The organism is Amycolatopsis sp. TRM77291 (genome assembly GCF_054166285.1).
On record NZ_JBSZHF010000001.1, the window covers coordinates 1,178,130 to 1,204,028 of the forward strand.

25 protein-coding genes are annotated in these 25,899 nt (G+C 69.8%); 18 read left to right on the top strand and 7 right to left on the bottom strand.

What is annotated here, in order from left to right; all coding sequences use genetic code 11:
- Positions 1-43: 43 nt before the first annotated feature.
- Genes ACXIZN_RS05615 through ACXIZN_RS05640 form a run of 6 tightly spaced genes read left to right on the top strand, consistent with a single transcriptional unit; the run spans position 44 to position 8,408 of the window.
- Positions 44-712, top strand: coding sequence for a response regulator transcription factor (locus ACXIZN_RS05615; RefSeq protein ID WP_457952911.1), 669 nt, complete (start codon positions 44-46; stop codon positions 710-712).
- Entirely contained in the window at positions 709-2,004 is a 1,296-nt protein-coding gene (locus ACXIZN_RS05620) for a sensor histidine kinase (protein ID WP_457952912.1), read from the top strand. The genes ACXIZN_RS05615 and ACXIZN_RS05620 overlap by 4 nt, the downstream gene beginning before the upstream one ends.
- A gap of 29 nt (positions 2,005-2,033) precedes the next feature.
- Positions 2,034-4,133, top strand: coding sequence for a fibronectin type III domain-containing protein (locus tag ACXIZN_RS05625; protein WP_457952913.1), 2,100 nt, complete (start codon positions 2,034-2,036; stop codon positions 4,131-4,133).
- A gap of 22 nt (positions 4,134-4,155) precedes the next feature.
- The gene (locus tag ACXIZN_RS05630; protein ID WP_457952914.1) at positions 4,156-5,109 is read left to right on the top strand and encodes an AAA family ATPase; all 954 of its coding nucleotides are present in this window, start codon (positions 4,156-4,158) and stop codon (positions 5,107-5,109) included.
- A 6-nt stretch (positions 5,110-5,115) separates the two neighbouring features.
- Positions 5,116-6,288 (top strand): DUF58 domain-containing protein, encoded by a 1,173-nt coding sequence (locus ACXIZN_RS05635; protein ID WP_457952915.1) that lies wholly within the window; start codon positions 5,116-5,118, stop codon positions 6,286-6,288.
- Positions 6,267-8,408 carry a transglutaminase family protein gene (locus ACXIZN_RS05640; RefSeq protein WP_457952916.1) on the top strand — a complete coding sequence of 714 codons (2,142 nt, stop codon included), beginning with the start codon at positions 6,267-6,269 and terminating at the stop codon, positions 8,406-8,408. Before ACXIZN_RS05635 ends, ACXIZN_RS05640 begins: the two co-directional genes overlap by 22 nt.
- A gap of 150 nt (positions 8,409-8,558) precedes the next feature.
- On the opposite strand, the gene ACXIZN_RS05645 is transcribed toward ACXIZN_RS05640, so the two are convergent.
- Both ACXIZN_RS05645 and ACXIZN_RS05650 read right to left on the bottom strand, forming a co-directional pair.
- Positions 8,559-9,770 carry a serine/threonine protein kinase gene (locus tag ACXIZN_RS05645; protein WP_457952917.1) on the bottom strand — a complete coding sequence of 404 codons (1,212 nt, stop codon included), beginning with the start codon at positions 9,768-9,770 and terminating at the stop codon, positions 8,559-8,561.
- A 57-nt stretch (positions 9,771-9,827) separates the two neighbouring features.
- On the bottom strand, positions 9,828-11,042 hold the full coding sequence (locus ACXIZN_RS05650; RefSeq protein WP_457952918.1) for a serine/threonine protein kinase: 1,215 nt from the start codon (positions 11,040-11,042) through the stop codon (positions 9,828-9,830).
- A gap of 127 nt (positions 11,043-11,169) precedes the next feature.
- Between ACXIZN_RS05650 and ACXIZN_RS05655 the strand changes: the two genes are divergently transcribed.
- Genes ACXIZN_RS05655 through ACXIZN_RS05665 form a run of 3 tightly spaced genes read left to right on the top strand, consistent with a single transcriptional unit; the run spans position 11,170 to position 13,078 of the window.
- Complete coding sequence (locus ACXIZN_RS05655) at positions 11,170-11,898, top strand: hypothetical protein (protein WP_457952919.1); 729 nt, start codon at positions 11,170-11,172, stop codon at positions 11,896-11,898.
- A 5-nt stretch (positions 11,899-11,903) separates the two neighbouring features.
- A complete protein-coding gene (locus tag ACXIZN_RS05660) occupies positions 11,904-12,296 on the top strand; it encodes a hypothetical protein (RefSeq protein WP_457952920.1) in 393 nt (130 codons plus the stop codon).
- Positions 12,297-12,331: 35 nt separating this feature from the next.
- A complete protein-coding gene (locus ACXIZN_RS05665; protein WP_457952921.1) occupies positions 12,332-13,078 on the top strand; it encodes a hypothetical protein in 747 nt (248 codons plus the stop codon).
- Between the two features lie 199 nt (positions 13,079-13,277).
- Here the strand turns inward: ACXIZN_RS05665 and ACXIZN_RS05670 are convergent, their stop codons facing one another.
- Together ACXIZN_RS05670 and ACXIZN_RS05675 are read right to left on the bottom strand one after the other, a co-directional pair.
- The gene (locus ACXIZN_RS05670) at positions 13,278-14,045 is read right to left on the bottom strand and encodes an AfsR/SARP family transcriptional regulator (protein ID WP_457952922.1); all 768 of its coding nucleotides are present in this window, start codon (positions 14,043-14,045) and stop codon (positions 13,278-13,280) included.
- A gap of 65 nt (positions 14,046-14,110) precedes the next feature.
- Complete coding sequence (locus ACXIZN_RS05675) at positions 14,111-15,655, bottom strand: DHA2 family efflux MFS transporter permease subunit (RefSeq protein WP_457952923.1); 1,545 nt, start codon at positions 15,653-15,655, stop codon at positions 14,111-14,113.
- A 76-nt stretch (positions 15,656-15,731) separates the two neighbouring features.
- Here ACXIZN_RS05675 and ACXIZN_RS05680 point away from each other — a divergent pair, with 76 nt between their 5' ends.
- The 3 genes from ACXIZN_RS05680 to ACXIZN_RS05690 all read left to right on the top strand — a co-directional run bounded on the left by ACXIZN_RS05680 (position 15,732) and on the right by ACXIZN_RS05690 (position 18,092).
- Positions 15,732-16,304: a helix-turn-helix domain-containing protein gene (locus ACXIZN_RS05680; RefSeq protein ID WP_457952924.1), complete on the top strand. Its 573-nt coding sequence runs from the start codon at positions 15,732-15,734 to the stop codon at positions 16,302-16,304.
- A 96-nt stretch (positions 16,305-16,400) separates the two neighbouring features.
- Positions 16,401-17,225 (top strand): class I SAM-dependent methyltransferase, encoded by an 825-nt coding sequence (locus ACXIZN_RS05685; RefSeq protein ID WP_457952925.1) that lies wholly within the window; start codon positions 16,401-16,403, stop codon positions 17,223-17,225.
- A 15-nt stretch (positions 17,226-17,240) separates the two neighbouring features.
- Positions 17,241-18,092: a class I SAM-dependent methyltransferase gene (locus tag ACXIZN_RS05690; protein ID WP_457952926.1), complete on the top strand. Its 852-nt coding sequence runs from the start codon at positions 17,241-17,243 to the stop codon at positions 18,090-18,092.
- Between the two features lie 57 nt (positions 18,093-18,149).
- On the opposite strand, the gene ACXIZN_RS05695 is transcribed toward ACXIZN_RS05690, so the two are convergent.
- Both ACXIZN_RS05695 and ACXIZN_RS05700 read right to left on the bottom strand, forming a co-directional pair.
- Entirely contained in the window at positions 18,150-18,557 is a 408-nt protein-coding gene (locus tag ACXIZN_RS05695) for a DUF6924 domain-containing protein (RefSeq protein WP_457952927.1), read from the bottom strand.
- Positions 18,558-18,591: 34 nt separating this feature from the next.
- A complete protein-coding gene (locus tag ACXIZN_RS05700; RefSeq protein ID WP_371878833.1) occupies positions 18,592-18,993 on the bottom strand; it encodes a winged helix-turn-helix transcriptional regulator in 402 nt (133 codons plus the stop codon).
- A gap of 90 nt (positions 18,994-19,083) precedes the next feature.
- On the opposite strand from ACXIZN_RS05700, the gene ACXIZN_RS05705 reads away from it, so the two are divergent.
- Positions 19,084-19,941, top strand: coding sequence for an NAD(P)H-binding protein (locus ACXIZN_RS05705; protein ID WP_457952928.1), 858 nt, complete (start codon positions 19,084-19,086; stop codon positions 19,939-19,941).
- Between the two features lie 188 nt (positions 19,942-20,129).
- The gene (locus ACXIZN_RS05710) at positions 20,130-21,167 is read left to right on the top strand and encodes an ion channel (RefSeq protein ID WP_457952929.1); all 1,038 of its coding nucleotides are present in this window, start codon (positions 20,130-20,132) and stop codon (positions 21,165-21,167) included.
- A gap of 317 nt (positions 21,168-21,484) precedes the next feature.
- On the opposite strand, the gene ACXIZN_RS05715 is transcribed toward ACXIZN_RS05710, so the two are convergent.
- Entirely contained in the window at positions 21,485-22,450 is a 966-nt protein-coding gene (locus ACXIZN_RS05715; RefSeq protein ID WP_457952930.1) for an anti-sigma factor RsbA family regulatory protein, read from the bottom strand.
- A 9-nt stretch (positions 22,451-22,459) separates the two neighbouring features.
- Between ACXIZN_RS05715 and ACXIZN_RS05720 the strand changes: the two genes are divergently transcribed.
- The 4 genes from ACXIZN_RS05720 (at position 22,460) to ACXIZN_RS05735 (ending at position 25,785) form a co-directional block, all read left to right on the top strand.
- On the top strand, positions 22,460-22,624 hold the full coding sequence (locus ACXIZN_RS05720) for a hypothetical protein (protein ID WP_457952932.1): 165 nt from the start codon (positions 22,460-22,462) through the stop codon (positions 22,622-22,624).
- 81 nt (positions 22,625-22,705) lie between these two features.
- On the top strand, positions 22,706-23,095 hold the full coding sequence (locus ACXIZN_RS05725; protein WP_457952933.1) for a VOC family protein: 390 nt from the start codon (positions 22,706-22,708) through the stop codon (positions 23,093-23,095).
- A gap of 19 nt (positions 23,096-23,114) precedes the next feature.
- Complete coding sequence (locus ACXIZN_RS05730) at positions 23,115-23,723, top strand: PadR family transcriptional regulator (RefSeq protein WP_457952934.1); 609 nt, start codon at positions 23,115-23,117, stop codon at positions 23,721-23,723.
- 82 nt (positions 23,724-23,805) lie between these two features.
- Complete coding sequence (locus ACXIZN_RS05735) at positions 23,806-25,785, top strand: amino acid transporter (RefSeq protein WP_457952935.1); 1,980 nt, start codon at positions 23,806-23,808, stop codon at positions 25,783-25,785.
- The last annotated feature ends 114 nt before the right edge of the window (positions 25,786-25,899 follow it).

The following is a 25,899-nucleotide window of genomic DNA, read 5'->3' on the forward strand; positions in this document are numbered from 1 at the left end:
CCCACGGTGACCCCATGACCTCCCTCTCTGGTGCGAGGATTGGATGCCGATGAACGCGAGGGTGCTGGTCGTCGAGGACGACGAGGACATCCGGATGGCGGTGTCCGCCGAGTTGCGCGCCGCCTCGTTCACCGTGGACGCCGCCGGTTCGCTGGCGGCCGCGGCCGCGGCGCTCGACGCGACCGGAGCGCACGACTGCGCGGTCTTCGACCGGATGCTGCCCGACGGTGACGCCATCGGTTTCGTCGACGAGCGCAGGCGGCAGGGCTGGGCCGTGCCGGTGCTGTTCCTGACCGCGCTGGATTCGAGCAGCGCCCGGATCGAGGGATTCGAACACGGCGGGGATGACTACCTGGTCAAACCCTTCGTGATGGCGGAGTTGCTGGCCCGGGTGATGAACCTGTGCCGCCGCCGGGACAGCAGGCCACCGGTGCTGCGCCACGCCGACCTCGAAGTCGATTTCGCGCGCTGCGAGGTCCGCCGCGGCGGCGTGCTGCTCTCCTTGAGCAACCGTGAATTCGCGATCCTCGAGTACCTCGCGACCCGTCCCGGGATGGCGGTGTCCCGGGCGGATCTCGTCGAGCACTGCTGGGACCTCGAGAACGAGCCCACGGCCAACGTCGTCGACGCCGTCGTCAAACGGCTGCGCCGCAAACTGGGCGAGCCCGATCCGGTGGAGACGGTGCGCGGAGTCGGGTTCCGGCTCTCGTGACCGACACTTCGACCGACACCTCCACCGGGCGGCTGCGACGGCTCCGCGGTCTGCTGACGCTGCTGTTCACCGCGATGAACGCGGTCGGCCTGGTGGTGCTGGCGTGGCTGCTGATCGAGGCGGACGCCGATCAGGGCAGGCAGCGGCTCGACAGCGACGTCCGCCAGGTTTCCGCGACGCTGGCCAGGCTGATCGCGGCGGACGGCGGCGCGATCGTCACCGCCTACATCGGCACCGACACGGTGAACGAACAGTGCCCGCAGTTCGCCGTCCTCCCCGGCACCGCCCCGCGCTTCGAGCCCTACCGCGGCAAACTCGAGTGCGTCCCCGTCGACGACGCGCTGCTGAACCGGCTCGCGACCGAAGCCACCGGCACGAACCTTTCGAAGACCGGCTACGAGAAGACGGCCGCCGGCCGGTCCGTCTACGTCGCCGCCGATCCGATCAAGGACACCTCGCAGCAGATCGTCGGCGCCGTCGTCGTGGTGGCCGACGCCGAGGGCGTCGACGAGCGGCACGACGAGTGGACGCTGCTGGTGATCGGCGGCTGCGTGCTCCTGGTGCTCGGGCTCGGCGCGGCCGGATACTTCATCGCGGGACGCGCCATGCGGCCGGCGACCGCGGCGCTGGAACAGCAGAAGTCGTTGCTGGACGGGGTTTCCCAGCTGCTCGACGGCGTCGTGCACGACCTCAAGACGCCGGTGGCGGGCCTGCGCGCGCTGGCCGAGACGGCGTCGCGTAACCCGGCCGCGCAGGCCGAGATGTTGCCGAGGACCATCCGGCTCGCCTCGATGATGGGCGACATCATCGATCTCTGGCCGAGTCGTGCCCGGATGACCGCCGGGGTCGAGAAACCGGCCATGGGGCCGCTGATGCTCGATCAACTGGTCGAGATGGTCGTCGAGGACATGCCCGCCGACGGCGCCCGGATCTCGGTCACCTCCGTGCCGACCCGCGTCGAGGGCGACGCGACGTTGCTGCGGCGTGCGGTCGCGAACCTGATCGGCAACGCGGTGAACCACGGCCGCGCGCCCGGCGAGGAGGCCGACATCCAGGTCACCGTGCTCGACGGCAGGGTGATCATCGCCGACCGCGGTCCCGGCGTCGATCCGGAGGGGGCGGCGGAACTGTTCGAACGTTTCGTCAGCGGCGGCGGATCGACCGGGATCGGCCTCGCCGTCGTCAAGTGGGTCGCCGACATCCACGGCGGCACGCTGCGTCTCTACAACCGCGACGAGGGCGGGGCGATCTTCGAGCTCGCGTTGCCGATGGGACCGGTGGACAAGCCATGACGCCGAACGAACGGGTTACCCTGCCGGATGTGATCCGTGCAGGTAAGGGGACCGCCGGGGCGCGCTGGCGGGCAAGGGCTCCGATCGCTTTGATCGTCGCGGGCTGTGTCGCGGTGGTCGGCATCGCCGTGGGCGGCGCATCGAAACCGCTGCCCGGGCTGGACGTGGTGCCGACCGGGCACTGGATCTACAACTCCGTGCTCGGCAAGGCGTTCCACATCGACGGCGCGGGCAAACGGGCGGACGCCGAAGTGAGTGTCCCGGGCGCGGACAAGGACAGCCAGGTCGTGCAGGGCCCGACCCAGGGATACGTCGTCGGCCCTTCGAAGAACATCGAGTTCGGCAAGTCGACGTTGTCGGTCGAAGGCAGCCATCCCGCGCCCGCTCCCGAACGTCCGGTGACCCTCGAAGTCCGCGGCGGGCCGTACGCCGTCTACCGCGCAGCCGGGACGGTGAGCCGCTTCGGCGAGCACGCCGTCACCGTCAAGGCCGGGGGACCGCTGGGGACCCCGGTCGCGACCCCGGACGGGCGCCTTTGGCTGCACCGGCTCGACACCGGGCTGCTGTGCGAACTGGCTCCCGGTTCGGAGCGGCTGTCCTGCCCGTTCGTGATTCCCCAGGGACACAAGGGTTCCCTCACCGTCGTCGGTGACACCGCGATGTTCGTGGACACCACCGACGACACCGCGCGGACGGTCGCCGTCACCGGCCTCGGGGATCCGGTGAAGCTCGGCGTCGAGGTCCCGGAGACCGCGGTCGCGGCGTCGAACGACGTCGAGGGCAGGGTGGCGATCCTCGACCCGCAGGGGTCGCGGCTGCATCTGGTGGACGCCGCGCCGCAGGCCAAGGCCCCTCCGGTGACCGTCGGCCTTCCGCCGGGTGACTACGCGGGCGTCGCCGCCTCGCGGACCGCCGTCGCGGTGGTCGACCGCACCAGCAAGACACTGCGCACCTACGACCGTGACGGCCGGGAGCGGGACAGGAAGCCGATCCCCGGCGAGGGCGGCAGGCCCCCGGTGCGCGGCCAGGACTCCAGGGTCTACGTCGACGGCGTGGACGGATCCCACGTGCTGGTGGTGGAGCACGACGGTGCGGTGAACGAGGTCCCGGTGACCGGTGCTCCCGATCCCGCCCAGGATCCGAAACCGGTGGCTCCGCCGCCGCCCCAGAACCCTCCGGACACGCGAGGACCTGTCACGCAGCCCCAGCCGCCGCCCGCGCCGGCCGGGAAGCCGGACCGGCCCGTCGTGCCGCAGCCGACGAAGAAGCCCCCGCCCGTCGCGGCGAGCCCACCGGGCGCGCCGCGGTCGGTGACGGCCACGCCGGGCAACGCCTCCGCGACCGTGCGGTGGAACGCCGCGGCCGCGAACGGCGCCGCCGTGACCGGCTACCGGGTGACCTGGTCCGGTGGCGAGACCACGGTCGGCGGCGGCACGCGGACGGCGTCGATCACCGGGCTGACGAACGGTGCCTCCTACGTCTTCACCGTGGCGGCGATCAACCGCGCGGGAACGGGGCCCGGTGCCAGTTCCGCACCGGTGACTCCGGCGGTCCCCAAGCCGCCGAGCGCCCCTGGCAACGTCGCCGCGCAACCGCAGGGCAACGGCGGCGCGCTCATCACCTGGACACCCGCGACGGCGAACGGCTCGCCGATCACCGGCTACCGGATCTACTGGTGCCCGGACAGCGAAGGCCCGAATCAACCGCATGACCCACCGGACTGCGGCGAGGACACCGTGGGGCCGTCGGCTCGGCAGTACGTGGCCGACTTCCTGTTGGTGGGCACCGAACTCCGGTTCTACGTCGAGGCCATGAGCGCCGCGGGCAACGGCCCGGCCGGGGACGATCCGACGATTCCCAAGGGACGGCCGGATATCGAGGTGACGCAGCGGAACGGGATGGTGCGGCTGGTGGCCAGGACGATCACCGAGAGCTCGAACTGGAACGCCACGCTCCGCGTCGTCGTCAGCGGACCCGGCGTGAACGAGGAGTTCAGGGTCAAGCTCACCGGCCAGCACAACACCGGCACGGATCTCTTCCGCTATCCCGGCGCCAAGGGGGATGAGGTCACCGTGACGCTGTATCCCAACGGCTACGAGCCGATCACGAAGACCATCATCTGGAAATGACGGGCACGAAACAGGGGGCACGATGAACCAGCCGGCCGCGACCGGGGTCTACCAGGCGGTCGCCGAGAACGTGCAGCGCGTGCTGCGCGGTAAACCGGACGTCGTCCGGCTCGCGATCGCGGCTTTGCTGTCCGAGGGACACCTGCTGATCGAAGACGTCCCTGGCCTGGGGAAGACGACGCTGGCCCGTTGTCTCGCCCGCAGTATCGGCGGGAGCTGGAACCGGATCCAGTTCACGCCCGACCTGCTGCCCGGTGACGTGACCGGGGTGATGGTCTACCACCAGAACAACGAGAAGTTCGAGTTCCACCCCGGCGGGATCTTCGCCAACATCGTCCTCGCGGACGAGATCAACCGGGGCACGCCCAAGACCCAGTCCGCGTTGCTCGAGGTGATGTCGGAGCGCCGGGCGACGGTCGATTCGGTGCCGCACGAGGTGCCGCATCCGTTCCTGGTGGTCGCCACGCAGAACCCGATCGAGATGGAGGGCACCTACCGCCTGCCCGAAGCGCAGCTCGACCGGTTCATGATGCGGATCTCCGTCGGCTATCCCGATCACGACTCCGAGGTCCGGGTGCTGATGAGCGACTGCGCGCGGGTCAGCCCGGACGAGCTGGGCCCGGTCGTGGACCTGGAGACCCTGCGCCGTGCCATCGACCAGGTGCGGGACGCCTACCTGGATCCCGCGATCTGTTCGTACGCGGTTCGGCTGGCCGCGGCGACGCGGGACCACGCGGCGGTCCGGTACGGCGCGAGCCCGCGTGGGAGCATCGCCCTCGTCCGTGCGGCGCAAGGGATCGCGGCCACCGACGGCCGCAATTACGTGACGCCGGACGACATCAAGTTCATCGCGAAACCGGTGCTGGCCCACCGTCTGGTGCTCACCGCCGACGCCGAGCTCAACCAGCGTTCCGCGGCCGACGTCGTCGACGAGGCGCTGGCGGCGACGCCCGCGCCCGCGATCAACGCGGTCTGAGCGAGGATGCGGCTCACAGGACGCGGTACCGGGCTGCTGGTCGCCGCCGTACTGCTTTACGGCGCGGGCGAACTGGCCGGCCACCCACTGCTGCGTGTGCTCGCGGGGGCCGCGGTGGGCGCGTTGCTCGCCGGGATCGCGCTGGCGATCCGGCGCCCGCGGGTCGAGGTGCGTCGCGACGTGTTCCCGGACCGCGTCGAACGCGGGCGTCCGGCGATGGCCCGGCTGCTGGTCGGCAACCCGGGGACGCGGCGGCAGGCCGGGTTCACGGCGCGGGAGCACGGGGAACACGGTGCCGAACTGGCCGTCACGGTTCGCCCGCTGCCACCGGGCGGCGAGGCGACGTACCACTACGAACTGCCGACGCGGCGGCGCGGGCGGTTCACGGTCGGGCCCTTGATCCTGGAGCGCGCCGATCCGCTCGGGCTGGTCCGCCGCCATCTTCCGGCCGGTGACACCGCGACGCTGTGGGTCTACCCGAAACTGCATCCCGTGCGCGCGCTCGCGACCGGTCATCCCCGCCATCACCACGACGGGCCGGCGACCGACGATTCGCTGCACGGTTCGGCGGATCTGCGGGACGTGCGCGAGTACGTCGTCGGGGACGAGGTCCGTCACCTGCACTGGAAGGCGACGGCCCGGACGGGGCAGCTGATGGTCAGGGACTACGTCGATCCCGACCACCCCCGGTTCACGCTGCTGCTCGACACCCGGGCGAAGGTGTTGTCGGAGAACGAATTCGAGGAGGCCGCCGAGCTGGCGGCGTCACTGGTGAACGCGGCGGCGACGGCCGGGCACCGCTGCCGTCTGCTCACCTCGACCGGCGAGGATTTGACGACCTTCGGCGGCGCGCAGGCGGCGAGGCGGCTGCTGGACGTGCTGTGCGAGGTCGGCCAGGACCCGGCCGCCGACCGGCCGATGATCCCGGTTTCGTTGTCCCGCAAGGGAGTCCGCGGCGGCTGCCTGGTCGTCGTGACCGGCAGGGCCGGGCCGGACCTGCGCGGGCTCGCGGCCGTCCGGCCGCATTTCTCGTCGGTGTACGTGCTCGGGGTCGGCACGCACGGCCTCGGGATGGACGGGCTCGGCGTGCACGGCGTCGAGGGTGTCCCCCGCGCCCGGAGGGTCAGCGCGGCGGACGCGGCCGAGGCGGTGAACCGGTGGAACGAGCTGGTGTCGTGACCCCGCGGATCGCGGACGTCGCCGTACTCGCCGCGGCGGCGATCGGAGGACTGCTCTTCGCGCCGGTCTTCGGGTTGACCGCGCTGCTCCTGCCGATCGGCGCGGTGGTCCTGGTGACGTACGGCGTCTCCGAACTCGGCAGGCGGTTCCCGAAGACGGTGCCGTGGCGGCCGGTGATCGCGGTACTGGCGGGGCTGCTCGCGGTGATCGAGACGGCGCTGCCCGGAACGACCGCGGCGGGGATCCCGACGGGGGAGACGCTCGCGGTGCTCGCCGCCGGGGCCGTCGACGGCTGGCAGCTGACCCTGCGGACGACCTGGCCCGCCCGGCCGGAACCGGAACTGATCTCGTTCGTGCCGCTGGCCGTCCTGGTCGCCGCCGTACTGGGGATCGAACTGCTGCACCGGCTGCGCCGGCCACTGCTGGCGCTCGTCCCGGGGCTGCTCGTCCTGGTGCTGAGCCAGGCCTACGTCGCGGTGACCGGTGCCGCCGCGGTGGCCACGGGCATCGGCTACGCGGTCATCGCCGGACTGTTGCTGGTCAGCGGCGGGGGGATCGCGGTGCCCCGGCTGCTGAAGCTGGTCGCGCCCGCCCTGGTGCTCGGCGTCGTCGGCGCGCTCGCGCTGGCCGTGGCCGATCCGCTAGCGCGCCCCGCGTACTCCTTGAAGGACGACGAATCCGTCCCGCTCGCCGAAGAGTCCGTCACGAGCCCGCTGTCCGAGATCGCTTACCGGACCAAGAATCCGTCGCCGCAGGTGTTCCGTTACACCGGGGACACCCCGGCCTCCCGGCGCTGGCCGCTGGCCGTGCTGGACGAGTTCGACGGCTCGAACTGGCTGCCCGGTGGTGGTTTCCGCCGCCTGGGCGCGGAGATCCCGCCTCGTACGGGAGAACGGGTCCCGGCCGCCAGGCGCCAGGCCACGATCGAGATGTCGGCTCCGTCCGGGCCGTGGCTCCCCGGCCAGACGTCGCCCGCGTCGGTCACCGGCGTCGACGCGCTCGTCGACGAGACACGCGGAACCCTTGTCACGACGGAGCCGTCGCCACCCCGGTACACCCTCGGCTGGTGGGAACCCCAGGTCGGCCCGGAAGACCTGATCGGCGCCGGAACGGATCCCGCGCTCCCGGGTGGTCTCGGCGGTCTCGGCACGGTTCCCCCGGAGATCGGCGAACTCGCCGACCGGGTGCTGCCGCCCGACCTGCGGCCGTCGTTCCAGACCGCCGTCGCGCTGGAGCGGTACCTCGCCGGAAACCACCGGCTCGCCACGGGTGACGACCTGCCGACCGGGCACGGCTGGCCGCAGCTGCGCCGGTTCCTGATCGACGGCGACAAACGGGGCACGAGCGAGCAGTTCGCCGCCGCGTATGTGGTGCTGGCCAGGCTGAAGGGGATCCCGGCGCGGCTCGTCGTCGGCTACCGCGCGCCGGAACGGGCCGAAGCCGACGGCGCGCACGTCGTCCGCAACTCCGACATCATCGCGTGGCCGGAGGTCGCCGTGGCGAAGGTGGGCTGGGTTCCGCTCGATCCGTCCGGCGCCGCCGCGCAGAGCGGATCCGCGGCCGCGAACGGGATCGCCGCCGCGGTGGCGGAGGTGCGGACCCAGCTGCCGCCGGTGCAGAAGATGGAGAACCCGCCGCTACCGCCCGGAGAGTCCGAAGAGGACACCGCGTCGGGCGCGGGGAACTGGCGGACGGCGGCGATCATCACCGCTGTCGCGCTAGTGGTCCTGTTGGCGCTGTGGGGCGTGGGTGTTCCCGGAGTGACCGCGTTCCGCGCTTGGCGACGACGTCGAAAGGAAGGCCGGGACGCGGTGATCGGCGCGTGGGCCGAGGCCAGGGACCGGCTGCGGGCGCACGGTCTCCGGGTGACCGCCGGGATGACCGTGCGGGATCTGGCCGCCACCGCGCGCGTCTTCGGCGATCAGTCCACAGTGGACGGTCTGCACTCGCTGGCGAGATCCGTCGACGCCGCGCTGTGGTCCGGGATGGCACCAGACGTCACCGACGAGGCCTGGGCCGCGGTGCGGACCGTCCGAAAAGGACTCCGGCGCCGATCCTGGGCGGCGAGGCTGCGGGCGGCGCTCAACGTCCGGGTCCTGTTCCCGCCCCGCGCCGCGTGATCAGACGGACGACACGCGTGATTGAACGGACGGCACGCGAGTCGTCCGCCTGATCACGTGTGTCGTCCATCTGGTCACGCGAAACCACCGGGAGAGGCACGTTGCGAAAGTGGCTTTCGCAACCTTCAACGGAGCCTCGCGCGGTGCGGCTCAGCGCTTGCAGACGGCGCCGCGGAGCGGCTGGAACTCGCTCTCGTAGGTGCCCTGCGGGCTGCTGCCCTGGATCTGGAAGCAGTACCGCAGGCCTGGCCGGACGTCGACCCGGCGCTGCTTGGTCCGCTGCGTCAGGATCACCTGAGGTTCCGCCCGGCCTTCCTCGGCGAGGATGATGGCGAAGTCCAGTTCGGCGTTCGACGTCCACGACAGTTCGACGTAGTTTTCGTGGTCGACGGGCGGCGACAGCCGGATCGCGACGCCGCTCGACGGGGGAGCGGCCGTGGGCGGCGGCGCGGAGGGGGCCTCCTCACTGCCGGACAGGAGCCACGGTACGGCGACGGCGCCACAGATCCCGGCCAGGACCGCGGCCGCGATGACGTACTTCCGCTTCGATGCCGCGGTTTCCGGCGGCGGCTGCTCCGGGCGGGACGGCTCCAGTACGAGGATCGGTTCCGCGGGCAGGTCGAGCGGGATGCCGGTCCGGGCCGCCGTGAGTTTCCGGTGCAGATGCTCCAGCCGGGCTTCCGGGTCCTCCGGCCGGCGCTCCGGGTCTTTGGCGAGCAGTTCGCCGACGAGCGCCACGAGTTCGTCCGGGACGTCCGGCCGGGTGATGGGTGCGACGGGCTCGGTGAGCACGCGGTGGATGCGGGTGCCCGGCTGCTCGCCGACGACCGTCCTGTGTGGAGGCTCGCCGGTCAGCGCGAGGTACAGGACGGCGCCGAGGCCGTAGCGGTCGGTCCGCTCGTCCATGGTCTGGTCGCGCACGGTCTCCGGGGCGGTGAACTCGAGGCCGTGCAGCGGGTCCCGGGGGAACCGCCGCCGGAGCGCCACTCCGAAGTCGGCGACGACGGGTTCGCCGGTGCGCCGGATCAGGACGTTCCCGGGCGACACCGAACCGTGCACCACGCCGGCCCGGTGCGCGGCGGCCAACGCCCGCGCGACCGTTTCGCCGATGATCAGCGCGTCCTGGACCGGCAGGGGTTCGGCCAAGCTGGCGAGGGACCGGTCGCAGCGCGGCATGCGCAGCGCCGTCCGGCCGTCGGCGAGCTTGCCGATCTCCTCCACCCGCAGGATCGACGCGATTCTCGAGAGCGCGGCCTGTTCCCGGTCCAGCGCCGCCCGGGTCTCCCGGTCCAGGGAACCGGGGTACACCTTGAGGACCGTATCGCCGGGGCCGGGCACGATGGTGGCGGAGGCGCTGCTCATACGACGGCCGGATCCCCTCTCCACCGTGGACCCCTCCACGGTACAACAGGGCCTGGTTCACTTCCGGCAGACCGCGCCCCGGATGGGCCGCGGCGCGCTCTCCTGCACGTCGCCGCCGTCGGTGATCTGGACGAGGAAGCAGTACTTCCGGCCCGGGTCGACGGGGAACTTCATCGTCCGCTGCTGCCGGACGATCGTGGTCTTGGCCTCGCCGGTGCCGTCCGCGACGACGACGGCCGAGTCGAATCCCGCGGGCGCCCGCCAGGTCAGCTCGACCATCGAGCCGTGGTCGATCGGTGCGTCCAGTTCCACCCGGGGTGCGGGTTTCGGGTTCGTGCTCGTCTTCGCCGGACTCGCCTGTGCCTGCGGCACCGGTTCGGGCGAACCGGGGATGAGGAACCAGGCGGCGGCCGCGAGCACGGTGGCCGCGCCGATGGCGAGCACCGGCCAGGCGGACCTCTTGCGGGGCTCGGGTGCCGTCGCCGGTTCCGGTCCGATGGTCAGGAGCGGATATCCCTCGATCCCTCGCGACACCACGACGGGTGGCTCTTCGTCCATAGTGGACTGTTCGGGGGTCAGCGCGATGAGGATCTCTTCGACCACGGCCATCCCGGAAGGACGGGAACCCGGGTCTTCGGCGAGGAGGTTCTCGGTGAGGGAGAGGAGATCGATCGGCGCGTCGACCCGGTGAAGCTCCGGCCGGTCCGGCCCGGGCGGCAGGCCGGTCAGCGCGAAATGGAGCACGGCGCCGAGCCCGTAGAGATCCGCGCCTTCGCCCTGGGGGCCTTCCGGGGCGAGGAAATCGCTTCCGTGGTCCGGATCCCGGACGAACACCGGGCGCAGGGTGCGTTCGAAGTCGTTGATCACGGGTTCCCCGGACGCGCGGAACAGCACGTTGGCGGGGGTGAGCCTGCCGTGGACGATCCCGGATTCGTGCGCCCTCGCGAGCGTCGACGCGATCGCGGAGCCGAGGACGAGGGTGTCCGCGACCGACAACGGGCCGGTGCTCTCGACCAGATCGAGCAGTGACCGGGTGCAGAGTTCGCTGCGGAGGGCGCACCGGCCGTCGGGCAGTTCCTCGATGGCTTCGGGTACCAGGATCTGCCCGTCCAACGTGGAAAGCCGTTCCAGTTCGTGTTCCAGCCGGAGGCGGGTGCGTTCGTACAGCCTGCCGGGGAACACCTTGAACGCGACGTCGCCTTCGTCCGACGGCAGGGCGAAGACGGCACCGGCCGATCCGCTGCCGAGCGCTTCCCCGTCCTCCGGTCGCATATCCGCAGAGTAATGCGGAGGACGCGATCGCGGGAGTGCGGATGAACCGCCGATGTACCGGCGCTGAACCGTCCCGCGCCACGCTGCTTCTCAGCAGCGACGCCACGGAACAAGCGAGGTGGGACGGATGAAGCAGAAGAACAATCTCCGGCGGGCGGCCGTCTACGGCGTCGCCGGTCTCGCCACCGCGGCCATCGGCGCCACCACCGCGAACGCGATGGTGGACGACCGGCCCGACGAGAAACCGGTACAGGACACCGCGCAGGCGGCCGAACCGCAGCAGGTCCAGGCTCCGGCCATGCCGAAGCAGACGGCACCCCAGCCCAAAGCCGAGCCGCGGACCGAACCGGCCGCGCCGCGGAAGGCGACCCCGCCGCCGGCGGTGGCGGCCCCCGTCGTGCCGGCCAAGGTGCCCGTGGCCCCGGTCGTGCCGGCCAAGGTGTCCGTGGCCCCGGTCGTCAAACAGGCCGTTCCGGTGCAGCGCACAGTGAAGGCCGCGCAGCCGGTCAAGAAGCCGGCCCAGCCGGTACCGGTGGTGAAGAAGGCGGCGGTCGTCAAACCTCGCGTGGTGAAGACGGCCGTGCCGAAACTGGCGAACGTCCTCCCGGAGAAGAAGTTCGTCGTCCGCGCCGCGGTCGCCGAGACGGCTCCGCGCACGATCCCCGAGCATCTGCGGGAGAAGGCCAAGGCCGTCGACACCGCGAACGAAGCGGTGGAACGGGCGGGCAAGGTGCTGGACAAGGCCAAGGACGACCTGAAGAAGGCCAAAGGCGAGCTGAAGAAGCTCCGGGAGAGCGCCAAGAAGATGAAGGATCACGACAAGCCGGTCAAGATCATGACCGGCGACCGGGGCTGAACGCCATGACCACGAACCTCGCCGAACGACCGGCACTGTCGCTGTGGGCGGCCTTCCGGAAGTTCTCCGTCCCGCGCGCCCCGCAGCCCCGGTATCTGGTGATCCCGGAGGAGGCGTGGCTGAACCAGCGACCGTCCACTCCGGACACCGAGGACGACGAACGAGTCGAGTACGACTATTACCTGGAACACGAGGACAAGCCGCTCAGCAAGAGCGCGGTCACCGGCTTCGGCGGTGGGACCGCGTCACTGGTCTTCGGGGTGACCACCGGACTGGTCATCGCCACCCCCGTCGGCATCGCCGTCGGCGTGGCCGCCGGGATCTTCGGCGGCCTGATGGGCCGCTCCCTGGCCGAAGAGTTCTACGAACGCCGTCACGAAGACGAGCCCCAGCTGTGAACGTCACGGCGGGCAACAGGAAATCGAGGTATCCCATGAACATCAAGCGTGCAGGCGTGCTCGGCGTCGCGGGCCTGACGACCGCCGCCGTCGGAGCGTGGACCTTCGGCGCCTTCGACGGGGCCGACGAAGCGACCGCGTCCGCCACCCCCGCCCCGGCCGCGGCCACCGCGCCGAAACCGGCCGCCGTCCCGCAGCAGCAGGCCGCCCCCGTCAACCCGCTCGTCCAGCAGGTCGCGCCGCCCGCCGCGATCCCCGCGGCTCCGGCCGCGAAACCGGTTCCGGTCAAGCAGGTGGCCAAGATCAAGCCCGCCGCGGTGACGGTGAAGAAGGTGGAACGCCAGAAGACGCGGCTCCCGGTGGTCAAGGCGGCCGTCACCAAGGACAGCCGCGCCGAGCTCCGGCCCCGCATGATCGTGGTCGAGAAGCCCGCTCCCGTCGTGCGGGAAAGCGCGAAGAAGATCATCGAGTCGGTCGCCAGGGCCAACGGCTCGCTGGACACGGCCAAGAAGCTCGTCGACAAGGCCGGCGACGAGGTCAAGAAGGCCAAGAGCGAGCTGGACAAGGCGAAGAGCGAGCTGAAGAAGCTCAAGTCCGAAAAGCACAAGCACAGCAAGGACAAGGGGAAGAGCAGCGAGAGCCGGAAGCAGACCGAAAAGCGGACGGGCACCGGGCACGTATCGGTGGACAGCAAGGGCCTGAAGCCGGGCCAGACCCGGACGGTCACCACGTCCAGCCCGGACGGCTCGTCCTGGTCCAGCGCCACGGTCACGGTCAAATAGCACGAACCAGTGAGCGGCGATTCGGGATCGGTCCCGAATCGCCGCTCACGAGGTGGAGGTCAGGCGGCCTGACGGTATCCGGTGGCGTGGCCCAGCAACGCGGTCCGGTGAGCGTCGGTGAGGGCGGCTCCCGGTTCGACCCCGAGCTCCCGCACGANTCATCGGGATCGGTCCCGAATCGCCGCTCACGAGGTGGAGGTCAGGCGGCCTGACGGTATCCGGTGGCGTGGCCCAGCAACGCGGTCCGGTGAGCGTCGGTGAGGGCGGCTCCCGGTTCGACCCCGAGCTCCCGCACGATGATCGCGCGGGCGCGGCGGAACGCGGCGAGCGCTTCGCTGCGCTGACCGGTTTCGTTCAGCACCGTCACCAGCCTCGCCCACGCGTGCTCGCGCAGCGGGTCCTCGTCGATCAGGCCGTGCAGGAGCGAGACCGCGTCGAGGTGCTTGCCGAGCGCGTGGTCGGCTTCGGCGAGATCCTCGCGGATCTGCGTGTGCAGACGTTCCAGCCTGGCGATTTCGGCGAGGGCGTCCGGGGTGCGCAGGCCATCGAACGGCGTGCCGCGCCACAGGTCCAGCGCGTCGGTGAGCAGCTTGGCAGCCCGCTCGTGATCGCCTTCGCGGAGCGCCTCGCGGCCTTCGGCGAAGTCGCGGCCGATGTGGTCGACGTCGGTGTCCTCGCGGTCGACGACGATCCGGTACGCGCCGGGCCTGCTCTCGATGCGTGTCCTGTCCGCCGCGGGTGCCAGTGCGCGGCGCAGCCCGCAGATGTAGGACTTCAGGTTGCCCCCGGCCGACGCCGGCGCGGTCCGGCCATGCCAGGCCGCGTCGATCAGCCGGTCGACGCCGACCCACTTGCCACGGTCGAGCAGCAGCGCGGTCAGCACGGTGGTCGGCTTGCCCGGTTTGATCGCGAGCGGCGGCCTGCCGGGTACGGTGACCTCGATCGGTCCGAGGAGCTGGAAGAGCATCGGATGTCCCCCCGTGGCGTGCTTGTGCTGTCAGCGGACAGCGTGCCCGACACGGTATTAGGATTTCATGACAGTCTCCGGTGACCACGGGCGGCGATGTAGGCGAACAGGACGCCCAGCACGGCGGCGCCCGCCCACATGGCCTGCTGCCAGCCGTCCACAAAGGACTGCTGGGCGGCGTGGATCAGCTCCTGCGCGCGCGGGCCGGCGTGCTCCGCCGCCGCGACGGCGTTGGCGACACCCTCGCGGGCGTCGTCCGCGGCTTCCTGGGGGATGCCGGTCAACCGGCCGTCGATCGCGCCGCGGTAGCCGGTGGCCACCAACGCTCCGAGCAGGGCGACGCCGAGCGCGGTACCGAACTCGCGGGTGACGTCGTTCAGGGCGGAGGCGACGCCCTGCTTCGCCCGTGGCAGGGAAGCGGTGATGGCCTCGGTCGACGGGGCCATCGACAGGCCCATGCCGATACCCATGGCGATCATGCCGGGCAGGATCGTCAGGTAGCCACCGTCGACGGAGACGAGCACGGCCATCGACACCAGTCCGGCGGCGGCCAGCGCGATCCCTGTGGCCATGGTCGAACGGCCGCCCACCCGCGCGGCGAGCTTGGGAGCCAGCCCGGAGGTCAGCATCATCGCGACGGCCATCGGCATCAGGGCCGCCGTGGACAGCAGGCCCGACCAGCCGAGCACCGCCTGGAAGAACGGGAACAGCACCACGGCGATACCCGCTTGGACACCGAACACGACCAGGAGCGTGATCGAGCCACCCGCCAGGCCGCGCTCCCGGAACAGGCGCACGTCCAGGAGCGAGGCATCGCGGCGGCGCAGTTCCCAGACCACGAAACAGATCGCGGCGACGACCCCGACGGCGAGGCTGATCAGCGTCGCGAGGGAGGCCCATCCGCGTTCGGGACCTTCCTGCAGCACGAAGATGAGAGCGGCCACGGCTATGACGGAGACGAGCGCGCCGACGGTGTCGAAGCGGTGAGCCGAGGTCTCGCGCGAGTTGGGCACCGAGGTCAGCGTCGTGACCAGCGCCGCGACCGTCAGGAGGGCGGGCAGGACGAACAGCCAGCGCCAGTCTGCGACGTCGACCAGGAGCGCGGAGAGGAACATGCCCAGGATGCCGCCACCTCCGGCGACGCCGGTCCAGACACCGATCGCCTTGCCCCGCCGGTCTTCGGGGAAGGTGGAGGTGATGACGGCCAGCGTGATGGGCATGATCATCGCGGCGCCGACGCCGCTGGTCACCCGCGCGGCGAGCATGACCCCCGCCGACGGAGCCAGACCCGCGGCCACGGTGGCCACACCGAAGACGAGGAGTCCGGTGATCAGCATGGGTTTGCGGCCGAGCCGGTCGCTGACGGCGCCGAACGGCAGCAGCAGCGCGGCGAGCGCGAGCGTGTAGATGTTGATGATCCAGAGGATCGTGGTCTGCGAGGCGCCGAACTCCACGGCCAGCTGGGTTTGCGCGACGTTCAGTCCGGACACCGAGGCGATGACCGCCATCAGCGCGATCGAGACGGAGATCAGGATCGCGCGCAGCCGGCGCGCGTCCGGTGTCGCCCCTCCATCGGCTTCCGCGGCGGGGGCGAGCTGGTTCGTACTCATGGATTCCCTTCGGACGGCAGGTCGAGTCGAAGCCGAAGCTAACCGCCTCTTGCGAGCAAGGCATACAATCTTGCTCATGACGCAAGAAGATGACGATCTGGACAGCCTCGTGCGCAAACGCATCCGGGCCCTGCGGGTGGCGCAGGGCTGGTCACTGGAGGAATTGGCCGCCCGCGCGCACCTCAGTCAGTCGTCACTGAGCCGGATCGAGAACGGGCAGCGCCGGCTCGCGCTGGACCAGCTGGTGACGCTCGCCCGCGCGCTGGACACCACGCTGGACCAGTTGGTGGAGACCGCGACCGACGACGTGGTCACCAGCCCGTCGATCGACGGCCCGCACGGCCGGATGCGCTGGACCATCAAGGGCGACCCCGATATGACCGTGATGCGGCACCGCATGACCGAACCGCCGCCCGAGAACCCGGCGCGGATGCGCGCGCATCCGGGACGCGAATGGCTCGTCGTCCTGTCCGGCACCGCGGTGCTCATGCTCGGCCACCGCCGCATCCGCGTCGAGACCAACCAGGCCGCCGAGTTCCCCACGATGATGCCGCACGCGATCGGCGCCGAGGGCGGTCCGTGCGACGTCCTCGGCATCTACGACCGTGACGCGCGTCGCGGTCACCGGCAGGAGAACGACCTCGAATGAGCCGGGTCTTGCGTCTCAGGCAGCTTCAGACGACATCGTCTTGCGTAAAACGGGATAGACTGTGCTTTAGGCGCATAGCCGCTCTACGGTGAAGTCATGAACCACGCCCACGCAGACCTGACGGAGATCCTCGACCTGGATGCCGAGGTGCTCGCCGAGCACACGGCCGCCATCACCGCGTGGCTGCCGTTGAAGACGCCTCCACGTCGGATCGTGGATCTGGGCTGCGGCACGGGGGTGGGCACCTTCGCCCTCATCGACCGCTTCCCCGACGCGCACGTCACTGCCGTCGACGCCTCCGCCGCCTACCTTCAGCGCGTCCGCGAGAAGGCGTGCGCACGGGGCATCGAAGAGCGCGTGCACACCGTGCACGCAGACCTCGACGACACCGCGTGGCCCGAACTCGGCTCACCGGATCTGGTGTGGGCTTCCGCCTCCATGCACCACATGGCCCACCCCGACCGGGCCCTGCGAGCCGTCCACGACGCGCTCGCCCCCGACGGCCTGTTCGCCGTCGTCGAGCTGGCCGGTCAGCCCCGGTTCCTGCCCGAAACCGCTCCCGAGGACGCGCCCGGCCTGGAGGAGCGCGTGCACGCCGCGGCCGATCGCCTCCACGCCGGACACCCGACCCACCGCGGCGCCGACTGGGGGCCGATGCTGACCGCGGCCGGATTCACGGTCGAGGGCGAGCGCACCGTCACGGTGAACATCCAGGGCTCTCGTAGCGACGCGATCGGCCGCTACGCGCTCGGAATCCTGCGGCGCGTCCGCGGTGCCGCCGCCGAAACGCTTTCCCCGGAGGATCTCGCGGCGCTCGACCGGCTACTCGACTCCGATGGCATTATGCGGCGCGACGATTTGATGGTGCGTACCGAACGCGCCGTCTGGGCCGCACGCCGTGATCTTTCCGCTCGTGGATGACGACCGGAAATCGCGATGCGCCGGCAGGCGACCGGCCGTAGTGTTCACGCGGTGATGGAGTCACCGCACGAGATACTCGAGCACTATCGGGCGGCCGACGAGGGAACGCGACTCACCGAAGCCTCCGGCCGCCTGGAATTCGCACGGACACAAGAGATCGTACGTCGCCATCTGCCCGCAGGTCCCCAACGTGTGCTCGATATCGGTGGAGCCACCGGGGTGCACGCGGCCTGGCTCGCCGCGGACGGCCATCAGGTGGCGTTGTTCGACATCGTTCCGGAACATGTCGCCGCTGCACGGCGACTGGCCGAAGGGACACCGGGGATGACCGCTTCCCTGGGGGACGCCCGCGAATTGCCGGTGCCGGACGGAAGCTTCGACGCCGCGCTCCTGCTGGGTCCCCTTTATCACCTCACCGACCGAGAAGACCGGTTGAAGGCTTTGCGCGAAGCGCGCCGTGCTGTCCGCGCCGGCGGCTGGATATTCGTCGCGGCGATCTCCCGCTTCGCCTCGTTGTTCGACGGCCTGGCCCGCGGCTTTCTTTTCGACCCGGAATTCCGGCGGATAGTGAGCACCGACTTGACCTCCGGACAGCATCGCAACGAAGGTGACCATCCCCATTGGTTCACCACCAGCTACTTCCATCATCCCGACGAACTGCGCCAAGAATGCCTCGACGCGGGTCTGAACGTGCTCGACGTGCTGGGTATCGAGGGACTCGCGGGCTGGCTGCCGGAGCTCGCGGAGCAGTGGGACAATCCCGTAAACCGCGAAGTCATTATCCAGGCGGTCCGGGCTGTCGAAAGCGAACCGTCCCTGCTCGGTTTGAGCAGCCATTTGATCGCGGTCAACCGGAAGCCGGTCTGATCCATCGCCGGACTGTGTGGATCTTGGTGCTTTGGACGACTGGAAATCCACACAGCTTCAGAACCCTCGGAACACGCCGTCGCCGCTCAACGACCTCGTGAAGTCTTCCCAGTCCATGTTCCCCAGGTTGATGTTGTTCTCCACGCTCCACAGTTCGGCGGACACCACCCGGAACGGCTGGTGGTCATCACCCCGACGCGGGAGCACCCAGACGGCGAGGATGGGGTGTCCGGCGCTCGTGAGGGTCGTCTCGTCCGCCAGGAAGGAGACGATCGCTCCAGCGGTTTGCTTTGCCTGCAACGCTTCCGCGCTCAAACCGGCGAAAGCCGGGTCGTTCACCACGGCGACACTCGCCTGGAACCCCTCATCGCTGGGTGTCCCCACCTCGTGGACCAGAGACTCCCACGCACTGTCGTCACCGAACCAAGTGCGGACCAGGACCGAGCCGACCGGTAACTCTGCCATGCGCGCACCATAGCCGTGGCAGGCCCGGATGCGGTCAGCCGAGTTCCGCCTTCGTGGCGTCGTAGTCCTCTCGTGCCTTCTCGACGGCGGTCATCCGCTGCTCCGTCCAGCGAGCGAGGCCGTTCACCTGGTCGGCGGCTTCCTTGCCGAGTTCGGTGAGGGAGTAGTCCACCCTGGGCGGGATCACCGGTTTGGCGTCGCGGTGGACCAGGCCGTCGCGTTCCAAGGTCTGGAGTGTCTGCGCGAGCATCTTCTCGCTGACCTTGCCGATCTGCCGCCGCAACTCGTTGAAGCGGTACGGACGATCCAGCAGGGCTATCAGGACGAGCGTGCCCCAACGGCTCGTGACGTGTTCGAGGACCAGGCGCTGCGGGCACATCGTGTCGCCCCCGGCGAGCCGGACGCGGTCCACCAGCGTCATTCCACTTACGTCCATGCCAGTACCTTACTTCAAGGTGGGTACTTCCCAAGCGGTGAGCGCGGCCTCAAGGTTAGGCCGAAGCGATCCAGAAGGAGAAGTACGAACATGAGCATCGTCGTCACCGGCGCAGCCGGAAGCCTTGGCCGTTTCGTCATCGAGGGCTTGCTGGAGAAGGTTCCGGCCGAGCAGATCACCGCCGTCGCCCGTAGCCGGGAGAAGGCCGCCGGTCTCGCGGCCCGCGGGGTTCGGATCGCCATCGCCGACTACAACGACCCGGAGACCTTCGACGGCCTGTTCGCGGCGGGCGACAAGGTGCTCCTCATTTCCGGCAACGAGTTCGACAAGGGCCGCGTCGGGCAGCACAAGACCGTCCTCGACGCCGCGAGTGCGGCCGGAGTCACCCTGTTCGCGTACACCAGCGCGCCCGGCTCTCTGACCGCCGCGCTCGCGGACGACCACCGGGGCACCGAGGCCGCGATCCTCGAATCCGGCCTGCCGTACGTGTTCCTGCGTAATGGCTGGTACAACGAGAATTACACCGAGCGGCTCGCCCCGGTGCTCCAGACCTCCACCGTCACCCAAGCTGCCGGCGAGGGGCGCATCGCCTCCGCTTCCCGGGCCGACTACGCCGCCGCCGCGGTCGCCGTGCTCACCGGTGAAGGCCACGAGAACAAGACATACGAGCTCAGTGGCGACACCGCATGGGGCTTCGCCGAGTTCGCGGCCGAACTCGGCAAGCAGACCGGCCGCGAAATCGCCTACAAGCCCGTCTCGGCAGAGGCTTTCTCGGAGATCCTGACCGATCACGCCGGGCTCCCCGCGCCGCTCGCCGCGACCTTGACCGGGGTGGAGCTGGCCATCGAAAAGGGCGAACTGGCGGGCACCGGCGGCGATCTCGGCCGCCTGATCGGCAGGCCCACCACGCCGATCGCCGACTCGATCGCTCTCGCGCTCAAGGACTGACACGACCCGCGACGCCGCAAAGCGTCGCCAGTGGACAGTCCTTTTCAGACACCTGTTCCCATTCGACGATATCCGCCATAGCGGTGTCCGTTGCGCCGGCGGGAACGGTGTGGTCTGGTATCGGAACCCGCGGCCAGGTGGAGCGGGGTTCGAGTGAGTTCACGGTCGCGGCCGGTGAGGAGGCGGGGGTGTCGTTCGTCTTGGCGCGGCTGCTGACCCGCTGGGTGTTGCAGCAGGGCTGGATGCTTCCGGTCGTCGTGGTCATCTTCGTCTTCGCGACCAGCTGGCCGCTGATGACACTGGCCGAGCCCGAGGGCAGTGAGCTCGTCCAGGCGGGGAACTACTGGTGGTACTTCGTGGTCACGGCCGCGACGGTCGGATACGGCGACTTCTCGCCCGAGACCACCGCGGGCCATTTCGTCGGGGCCTATGTCATCATCGGCGGGATCGCGACGCTCACCACGGTGTTCACCAAGCTCGCTTCCAGGCTCGAACAGGCGAAGGGACGGCGGATGCAGGGGATGGAAGCCGTACGGGCGAGCGGGCACACGCTCCTGATCGGCTACACGCCGGGCCGCACCGAACGCATCGTCGCCCAGCTCATCGCCGACGGCGTGACCGGGCTCGTCCTGTGCGCGAGCGACGAAGTGCAGGTGCACCCCATGCCGTCGCAACCGGTGGACTTCGTCCGTGGCGACCCGACCGCGGCCGAAGTGCTCGCCCGGGCCGCCGTGGCGAAGGCGGGCACCATCCTGGTCGACATGAGCGACGACAACGAGGCCTTGGCGGTCGCGGTGACCGTGGACCACGCGAACCGGTCGGCGCATGTCGTGGTGACGTTGCGGGACATGGAGAAATCCGAGCTGGTCCGCTACGTGGATCCGCGGATCAAGTGCGTGCAATGGCATACGCCGCGGATGGTCACGGAAGAACTGACCTCCCCGGGAATCACCGAGGTCTACTCCGAGCTGATGACGGCGGGCGGAGCGGCGACGTACTCGGTGACCTTGCCCGAGTCGCTGGGATCACTGAGCACCGAGAAATGCCGGATGGCGCTGGGCCGCGCTTTCGGCGCCACGGTCCTGGCCGCACGGACCGGCGACGACCTGGTGGTCAATCCTTCGTGGGACGGCGATCTCCCGGCAGGCTCGGTGCTCTACTACGTCAGCCCCCGGCGCCTCGCCGACGCGGAGATCGAGACGGCCCTGCGAGGCCTCGGCCGCTGACCTCACCACTTTCGGGACGCGAGAGGTCGCGAACCGCCCGCCCGCCGGCACTGGTGTCGCGAAAGCCACTTTCGGGACATCAGAGGTCGCGAATTCGGGACATCAGAGGTCGCGAAAGTGGCTTTCGCGACACGCGCTCGAGCGATGCGCCATGACTGACCGCGTCGAGCGTGGTCACTTGCCCCGGTCGGTGTTGCGAAAGCCACTTTCCCAACGCTGAAGGTTGCGAAAGTGGCTTCTCGCGACACGCGCCTGGGCAGCGAGACCCCATGCGACGAACCGACCCACCCGCGACACCCAGCACCCTGCCGGGAGCGCTACGCGGTGGTGAAGCAGACGCGGACGGTAGTGCCCTGCGGCCCGGTGTGAAGCCGTACGAGATCGGCCAGGAGGTTGATCAGCAGGAGCCCGCGGCCACGCAGCTGCCCGGGGGAGGCGGGCCGTCGTCCGGCGAGCGGATCGGTCAGGTGACCGGTGTCACGGACTTCGCAGACCAGCAGGCCGGCCTCCGGCCAGATGCTGAGCCGTCCTTGTCCGCCACCGTGGTCGACGCTGTTGGCGACGAGTTCGGCGACCACGAGTTCGACGTCGTCCACTCGATCGTCGGTGAGGCCTGCCCTCTGCGCCTGGTCGCGGGCCAACGCACGGGCTCGGGCCAGGGAGGCCGTGTTGCCCGTGACGGCGTCGAGGGTGGTGTGCGCGGCGGGTTCGGTCGGGGACGGTTCGGGCAGTGGGGTGTTGTAGCCGGTGATGATGCGGTCGGGGTCGTAGCCGGCGCTTGCGCGCTCACCGGTGGAGTCGATCAGGAGCGGGTGGGTGACTTCGGCGTCGGTCAGTGCGCGGGCGTCGAGACGGGTGACGTCGTAAGGGCACAGGATGGTGACTTCGCGGCCGGTGAACGCCAGGTTGATCAAGGCCTCGTGCTGGGCGCACGCCGGATATTCCAGCTCCGACCGCTCGGCCCAGATGGGCTCGCCGATGATGCGGACGCGCTGTGCGGGATGGCGGTCGGCGAACGCCCGGAGGACGCCGGGGATGATCCGGCCGGGGTTACGGCCTTCCTTGGTCATGTCAAGCAGCCGTACCCGCTCGGCGTCCTCGCCCAGCGCGGTCCGCAGCAGTTCCAGGTTGGGACCCGGCACCGAGACCGCGACCGGTTCACCATTGTCAAGGCCCTGCCGGATGAAGGGGACAGTGCCCGTCAGGTAGTCGTCCTGCCCGCGGTAGAACAGCGCCGGGTGGACGAAGGGGTCGGTATCCGCGGCCGTCGTGCTCGGATTCACGGTGACCGGATGCCCTCGTTCAGCGGATTCATGTACCGGAAGAGGCTCGGTGTCTTCCGCGATGCCCGGGACAGGTCGTCCGTCCCGCCACCGGCGGCCACCATCATCTCCGAGCTCCGTTCCCAGGTCGGCCGGGTCGAGACCGCCGATAAGTACTTCTCCCCGACAGCTTAGTGGCCCGAATCGGGTGGTTCACCCATGGGCGGTCTGCGGGTAGAGTCCAAGTAGCTAAATTTGGCTAGTAGGGAGAGGCTGATGTCGGTTACGCCCTATGTGATGGTGGACAGCGCGAAGGCCTACGGACGGTTTCTGGAAGACGCGTTCGACGCCGAGGTGTCGAACGTGATTCCGCTACCGGAGGACCCGGAGCGGATGGTGCACGCCGAAGCGCGGATAGGTACCGGTGTGGTCTTCTTCGCCGACTCCGGGGCCGGAGGGATGCGCTGCCTGGAGTCGCCGTCGGATCCGGTGCACGTCCAGTTGTGGGTCACCGTGCCGGATCCCGAAGACGTCTTCGCGCGGGCGGTCGAGGCTGGCGCGAAGCCGGCCATGCGGATCACGGCGCAGGACGACGGCAGCCGGATGGGCGGCTTCGTCGACCCGTTCGGGACGTTGTGGTGGCTCAGCACGAATTCGCCGGGCTGACCACGTGTCGACGGTTCGCATGCTGGTTCTGGGCGCGGTCCGGCGGCGTGGCCGCGCCCATGGCTACCAGGTTCGCTCCGACCTGGAGTCGTGGGGCGCGCACGAATGGTCCACGGCGACCTCGGGTTCGGTGTACCACGCGCTCAAGGCCATGACCGGGCAGGACTTGCTCGTTCTCCACGAAACCGTCCCCAGCGAGGCGGGCGGGCCGCCGCGGATGGAATACGAGATCACCGCGAAGGGCGAACAGAGTTACTTCACCTTGCTCCGCAAGGCACTCGGCAGTCGCGAGCCTCGCCTGGACATGCTCGCCGCCGCCGTGGGTCTCATCGAAGACCTGACCCGCGCCGAGGCGATCGACCTGCTCCGGCAACGCGCCGAGGCCATGCGGCAGTGGCAGGCGAGCATCACCTCGCATCTGCCGCCGGACGCCGACCTCGACGACTGGGGCCCGGTCGGCGAGGTCGTGGGGCTGTGGCTGCACACCGCCGGGCACCGCGTCGAATGGACCGATCGGCTGATCCGGCGCCTGGAGGACGGCGCCTACCGGATGGCGGGCGAGGCCTGGGGCGGACGAGCGCTTTTACGACACTTACGTTTTCTTTACGGCCGGGGCCGTGATTCTTAGCGCTGGATCATTAGTGTCCGCGTCGGTGTGCGGCCATCACGGGCAGGGTGGCTTGCCGGGTGCGCGATCGGGAGGGCACGGAATGACCGAGGTACCGGAGCAGGTTGTTCCGGAGCGGGTGGAGAGTCCGGTCCGGCAGGCGGCGCCGTCGGGGAAGGTCGGCCGGTGGCTGATGGAGCACCGGGTCCAGCCGGTGGGGCCGGAAAGTCACGAGGAGCACACCACCCCGCAGTCGTGGTGGAAGGTCATGTGTCTCACCGGCGTGGACTACTTCTCCACGTTGTCGTATCTGCCCGGGATCGCCGCGCTGGCGGCGGGCGCGCTGTCGCCGCTGGCGACGTTGCTGATCGTGGCGCTGACGCTGCTGGGCATGCTGCCGATGTACCGGAGGGTGGCGAAAGAGAGTCCGCACGGTCAGGGTTCGGTCGCGATGCTGGAGAATCTCCTGCCGTTCTGGCGCGGCAAGATCTTCGTCCTGGTACTACTGGGTTTCGTCGCCACGTCGTGGATCATCACGATCACGCTGTCGTCGGCGGACGCGACCGTGCACGCGCTGGAGAATCCGATCGCGCCGTCGTTCCTGCACGGGCACGAGGTGCTGATCACGGTCGTCCTCCTGCTGATCCTCGGCGGGGTGTTCCTGCTCGGGTTCAGCGAGGCGGTCGGGGTCGCGATCCCGCTGGTCGCGATCTTCCTGCTGCTCAACGCGGTGGTCGTGGTCGCCGGGATCGGCGAGGTGGTCACGGATCCCGCCGCGTTCGACCGCTGGCTGGACGCGCTCACCTCCGGCGGAGGCGGGTTCGGCGGCGTCATCGGCCCGGCGATCCTGGCGTTTCCCTTGCTGGTACTGGGTTTGTCGGGTTTCGAGACCGGTGTGAGCATGATGCCGCTGGTGGCGGCCAAGGGCGAGAACGCCGAACGGAAACTGGTGGACCGGATCCGCAACACCCGCAAACTGCTCACCGCCGCCGCGCTGATCATGTCGGTGTACCTGATCGCGACCAGTTTCGTCACCACGGTCCTGATCCCGCCCGACGCGTTCAAACCGGGTGGCGAGGCCAACGGCCGGGCGCTGGCGTACCTCGCGCACGAATTGCTGGGCGAGTGGGTCGGCACGGCGTACGACATCAGCAGCATCCTGATCCTGTGGTTCGCCGGGGCGTCGGCGATGGCCGGGCTGATCAACATCGTTCCGCGCTACCTGCCCGCCTACGGGATGGCGCCGGACTGGGCCCGCGCCGTCCGGCCGGTGGTGCTGGTCTACACCGCGATCTGCGTCCTGGTCACGATCATCTTCAACGCCGACGTCAACGCACAGGCCGGGGCGTACGCCACCGGGATCCTCGCGATGATGGTGTCGGCGTCGATCGCGGTGGCCATCTCCGCGGCGAAGAAACGGCAGCGGAAGGCGGCGATCGCGTTCGCCGTGCTGACCCTGATCCTGATCTACGCCTTGGTGGAAAACGTCATCGAGAAACCCGACGGCCTCACCATTTCCGCGTTCTTCATTCTCGGGATCATCGTGGTGTCGCTGGTCTCGCGGGTCACCCGCACCACGGAACTGCGGGTGGACCACATCGAGTTCGACGAGCCCGCGCGCCGGTTCGTCACCGATTCGATCGCGCACGACGGCGCGCTGACCATCATCGCGAACCGGCGCCAGGCCGGGGACGCCGACGAATACCGGGCGAAGGAAGCCGAACAGCGCGGCCTGAACCCGGTACCGGGGGCCGCCGACGTCCTGTTCCTCGAAATCGACGTCATCGACCCGTCCGGCTTCAGCGACGTGCTGAAGGTCCGCGGCGTCGAGATCGAGGGATTCCGTGTCCTGCGGGTGGAAAGCCCGGCCGCGCCGAACGCCATCGCGGCGGTCCTGCTCGCGCTGCGCGACGCCACCGGCGTGCGGCCTCAATGCCATTTCGAGTGGAGCGAGGGCAATCCGCTCGGGCACCTGTTCCGCTACCTGATCCTCGGCCGCGGCGATACCGCGCCGGTCGTCCGCGAGATCATCCGCACCAGCGAACGCGACCCGGCGCTCCGGCCGGGAATCCACGTCGGCTGACCGGATTCCGGTGGCGCTCGCCGCGCCCTGCCTGGGGTTTTCCGCTCTGGCGCAAAAGTGTCGTCGGCCGGTGGGGAGAGGCGGCAGGCTGTTCCCGTGCCCAGGGGAGGGCAC

Bases quoted from the DNA above. Each gene is read 5' to 3' on its own strand.
- ACXIZN_RS05660 (WP_457952920.1), top strand. From the start codon at position 11,904: ATGACCACGAACCTCGCCGAACGACCGGCACTGTCGCTGTGGGCGGCC.
- ACXIZN_RS05690 (WP_457952926.1), top strand. From the start codon at position 17,241: ATGCGCCGGCAGGCGACCGGCCGTAGTGTTCACGCGGTGATGGAGTCA.
- ACXIZN_RS05655 (WP_457952919.1), top strand. From the start codon at position 11,170: ATGAAGCAGAAGAACAATCTCCGGCGGGCGGCCGTCTACGGCGTCGCC.
- ACXIZN_RS05700 (WP_371878833.1), bottom strand. From the start codon at position 18,993: ATGGACGTAAGTGGAATGACGCTGGTGGACCGCGTCCGGCTCGCCGGG.
- ACXIZN_RS05725 (WP_457952933.1), top strand. From the start codon at position 22,706: ATGTCGGTTACGCCCTATGTGATGGTGGACAGCGCGAAGGCCTACGGA.
- ACXIZN_RS05695 (WP_457952927.1), bottom strand. From the start codon at position 18,557: ATGGCAGAGTTACCGGTCGGCTCGGTCCTGGTCCGCACTTGGTTCGGT.
- ACXIZN_RS05665 (WP_457952921.1), top strand. From the start codon at position 12,332: ATGAACATCAAGCGTGCAGGCGTGCTCGGCGTCGCGGGCCTGACGACC.
- ACXIZN_RS05670 (WP_457952922.1), bottom strand. From the start codon at position 14,045: ATGCTCTTCCAGCTCCTCGGACCGATCGAGGTCACCGTACCCGGCAGG.
- ACXIZN_RS05635 (WP_457952915.1), top strand. From the start codon at position 5,116: ATGCGGCTCACAGGACGCGGTACCGGGCTGCTGGTCGCCGCCGTACTG.
- ACXIZN_RS05730 (WP_457952934.1), top strand. From the start codon at position 23,115: ATGCTGGTTCTGGGCGCGGTCCGGCGGCGTGGCCGCGCCCATGGCTAC.
- ACXIZN_RS05630 (WP_457952914.1), top strand. From the start codon at position 4,156: ATGAACCAGCCGGCCGCGACCGGGGTCTACCAGGCGGTCGCCGAGAAC.
- ACXIZN_RS05720 (WP_457952932.1), top strand. From the start codon at position 22,460: ATGCCCTCGTTCAGCGGATTCATGTACCGGAAGAGGCTCGGTGTCTTC.
- ACXIZN_RS05680 (WP_457952924.1), top strand. From the start codon at position 15,732: ATGACGCAAGAAGATGACGATCTGGACAGCCTCGTGCGCAAACGCATC.
- ACXIZN_RS05650 (WP_457952918.1), bottom strand. From the start codon at position 11,042: ATGCGACCGGAGGACGGGGAAGCGCTCGGCAGCGGATCGGCCGGTGCC.
- ACXIZN_RS05735 (WP_457952935.1), top strand. From the start codon at position 23,806: ATGACCGAGGTACCGGAGCAGGTTGTTCCGGAGCGGGTGGAGAGTCCG.
- ACXIZN_RS05685 (WP_457952925.1), top strand. From the start codon at position 16,401: ATGAACCACGCCCACGCAGACCTGACGGAGATCCTCGACCTGGATGCC.
- ACXIZN_RS05615 (WP_457952911.1), top strand. From the start codon at position 44: ATGCCGATGAACGCGAGGGTGCTGGTCGTCGAGGACGACGAGGACATC.
- ACXIZN_RS05705 (WP_457952928.1), top strand. From the start codon at position 19,084: ATGAGCATCGTCGTCACCGGCGCAGCCGGAAGCCTTGGCCGTTTCGTC.
- ACXIZN_RS05645 (WP_457952917.1), bottom strand. From the start codon at position 9,770: ATGAGCAGCGCCTCCGCCACCATCGTGCCCGGCCCCGGCGATACGGTC.
- ACXIZN_RS05675 (WP_457952923.1), bottom strand. From the start codon at position 15,655: ATGAGTACGAACCAGCTCGCCCCCGCCGCGGAAGCCGATGGAGGGGCG.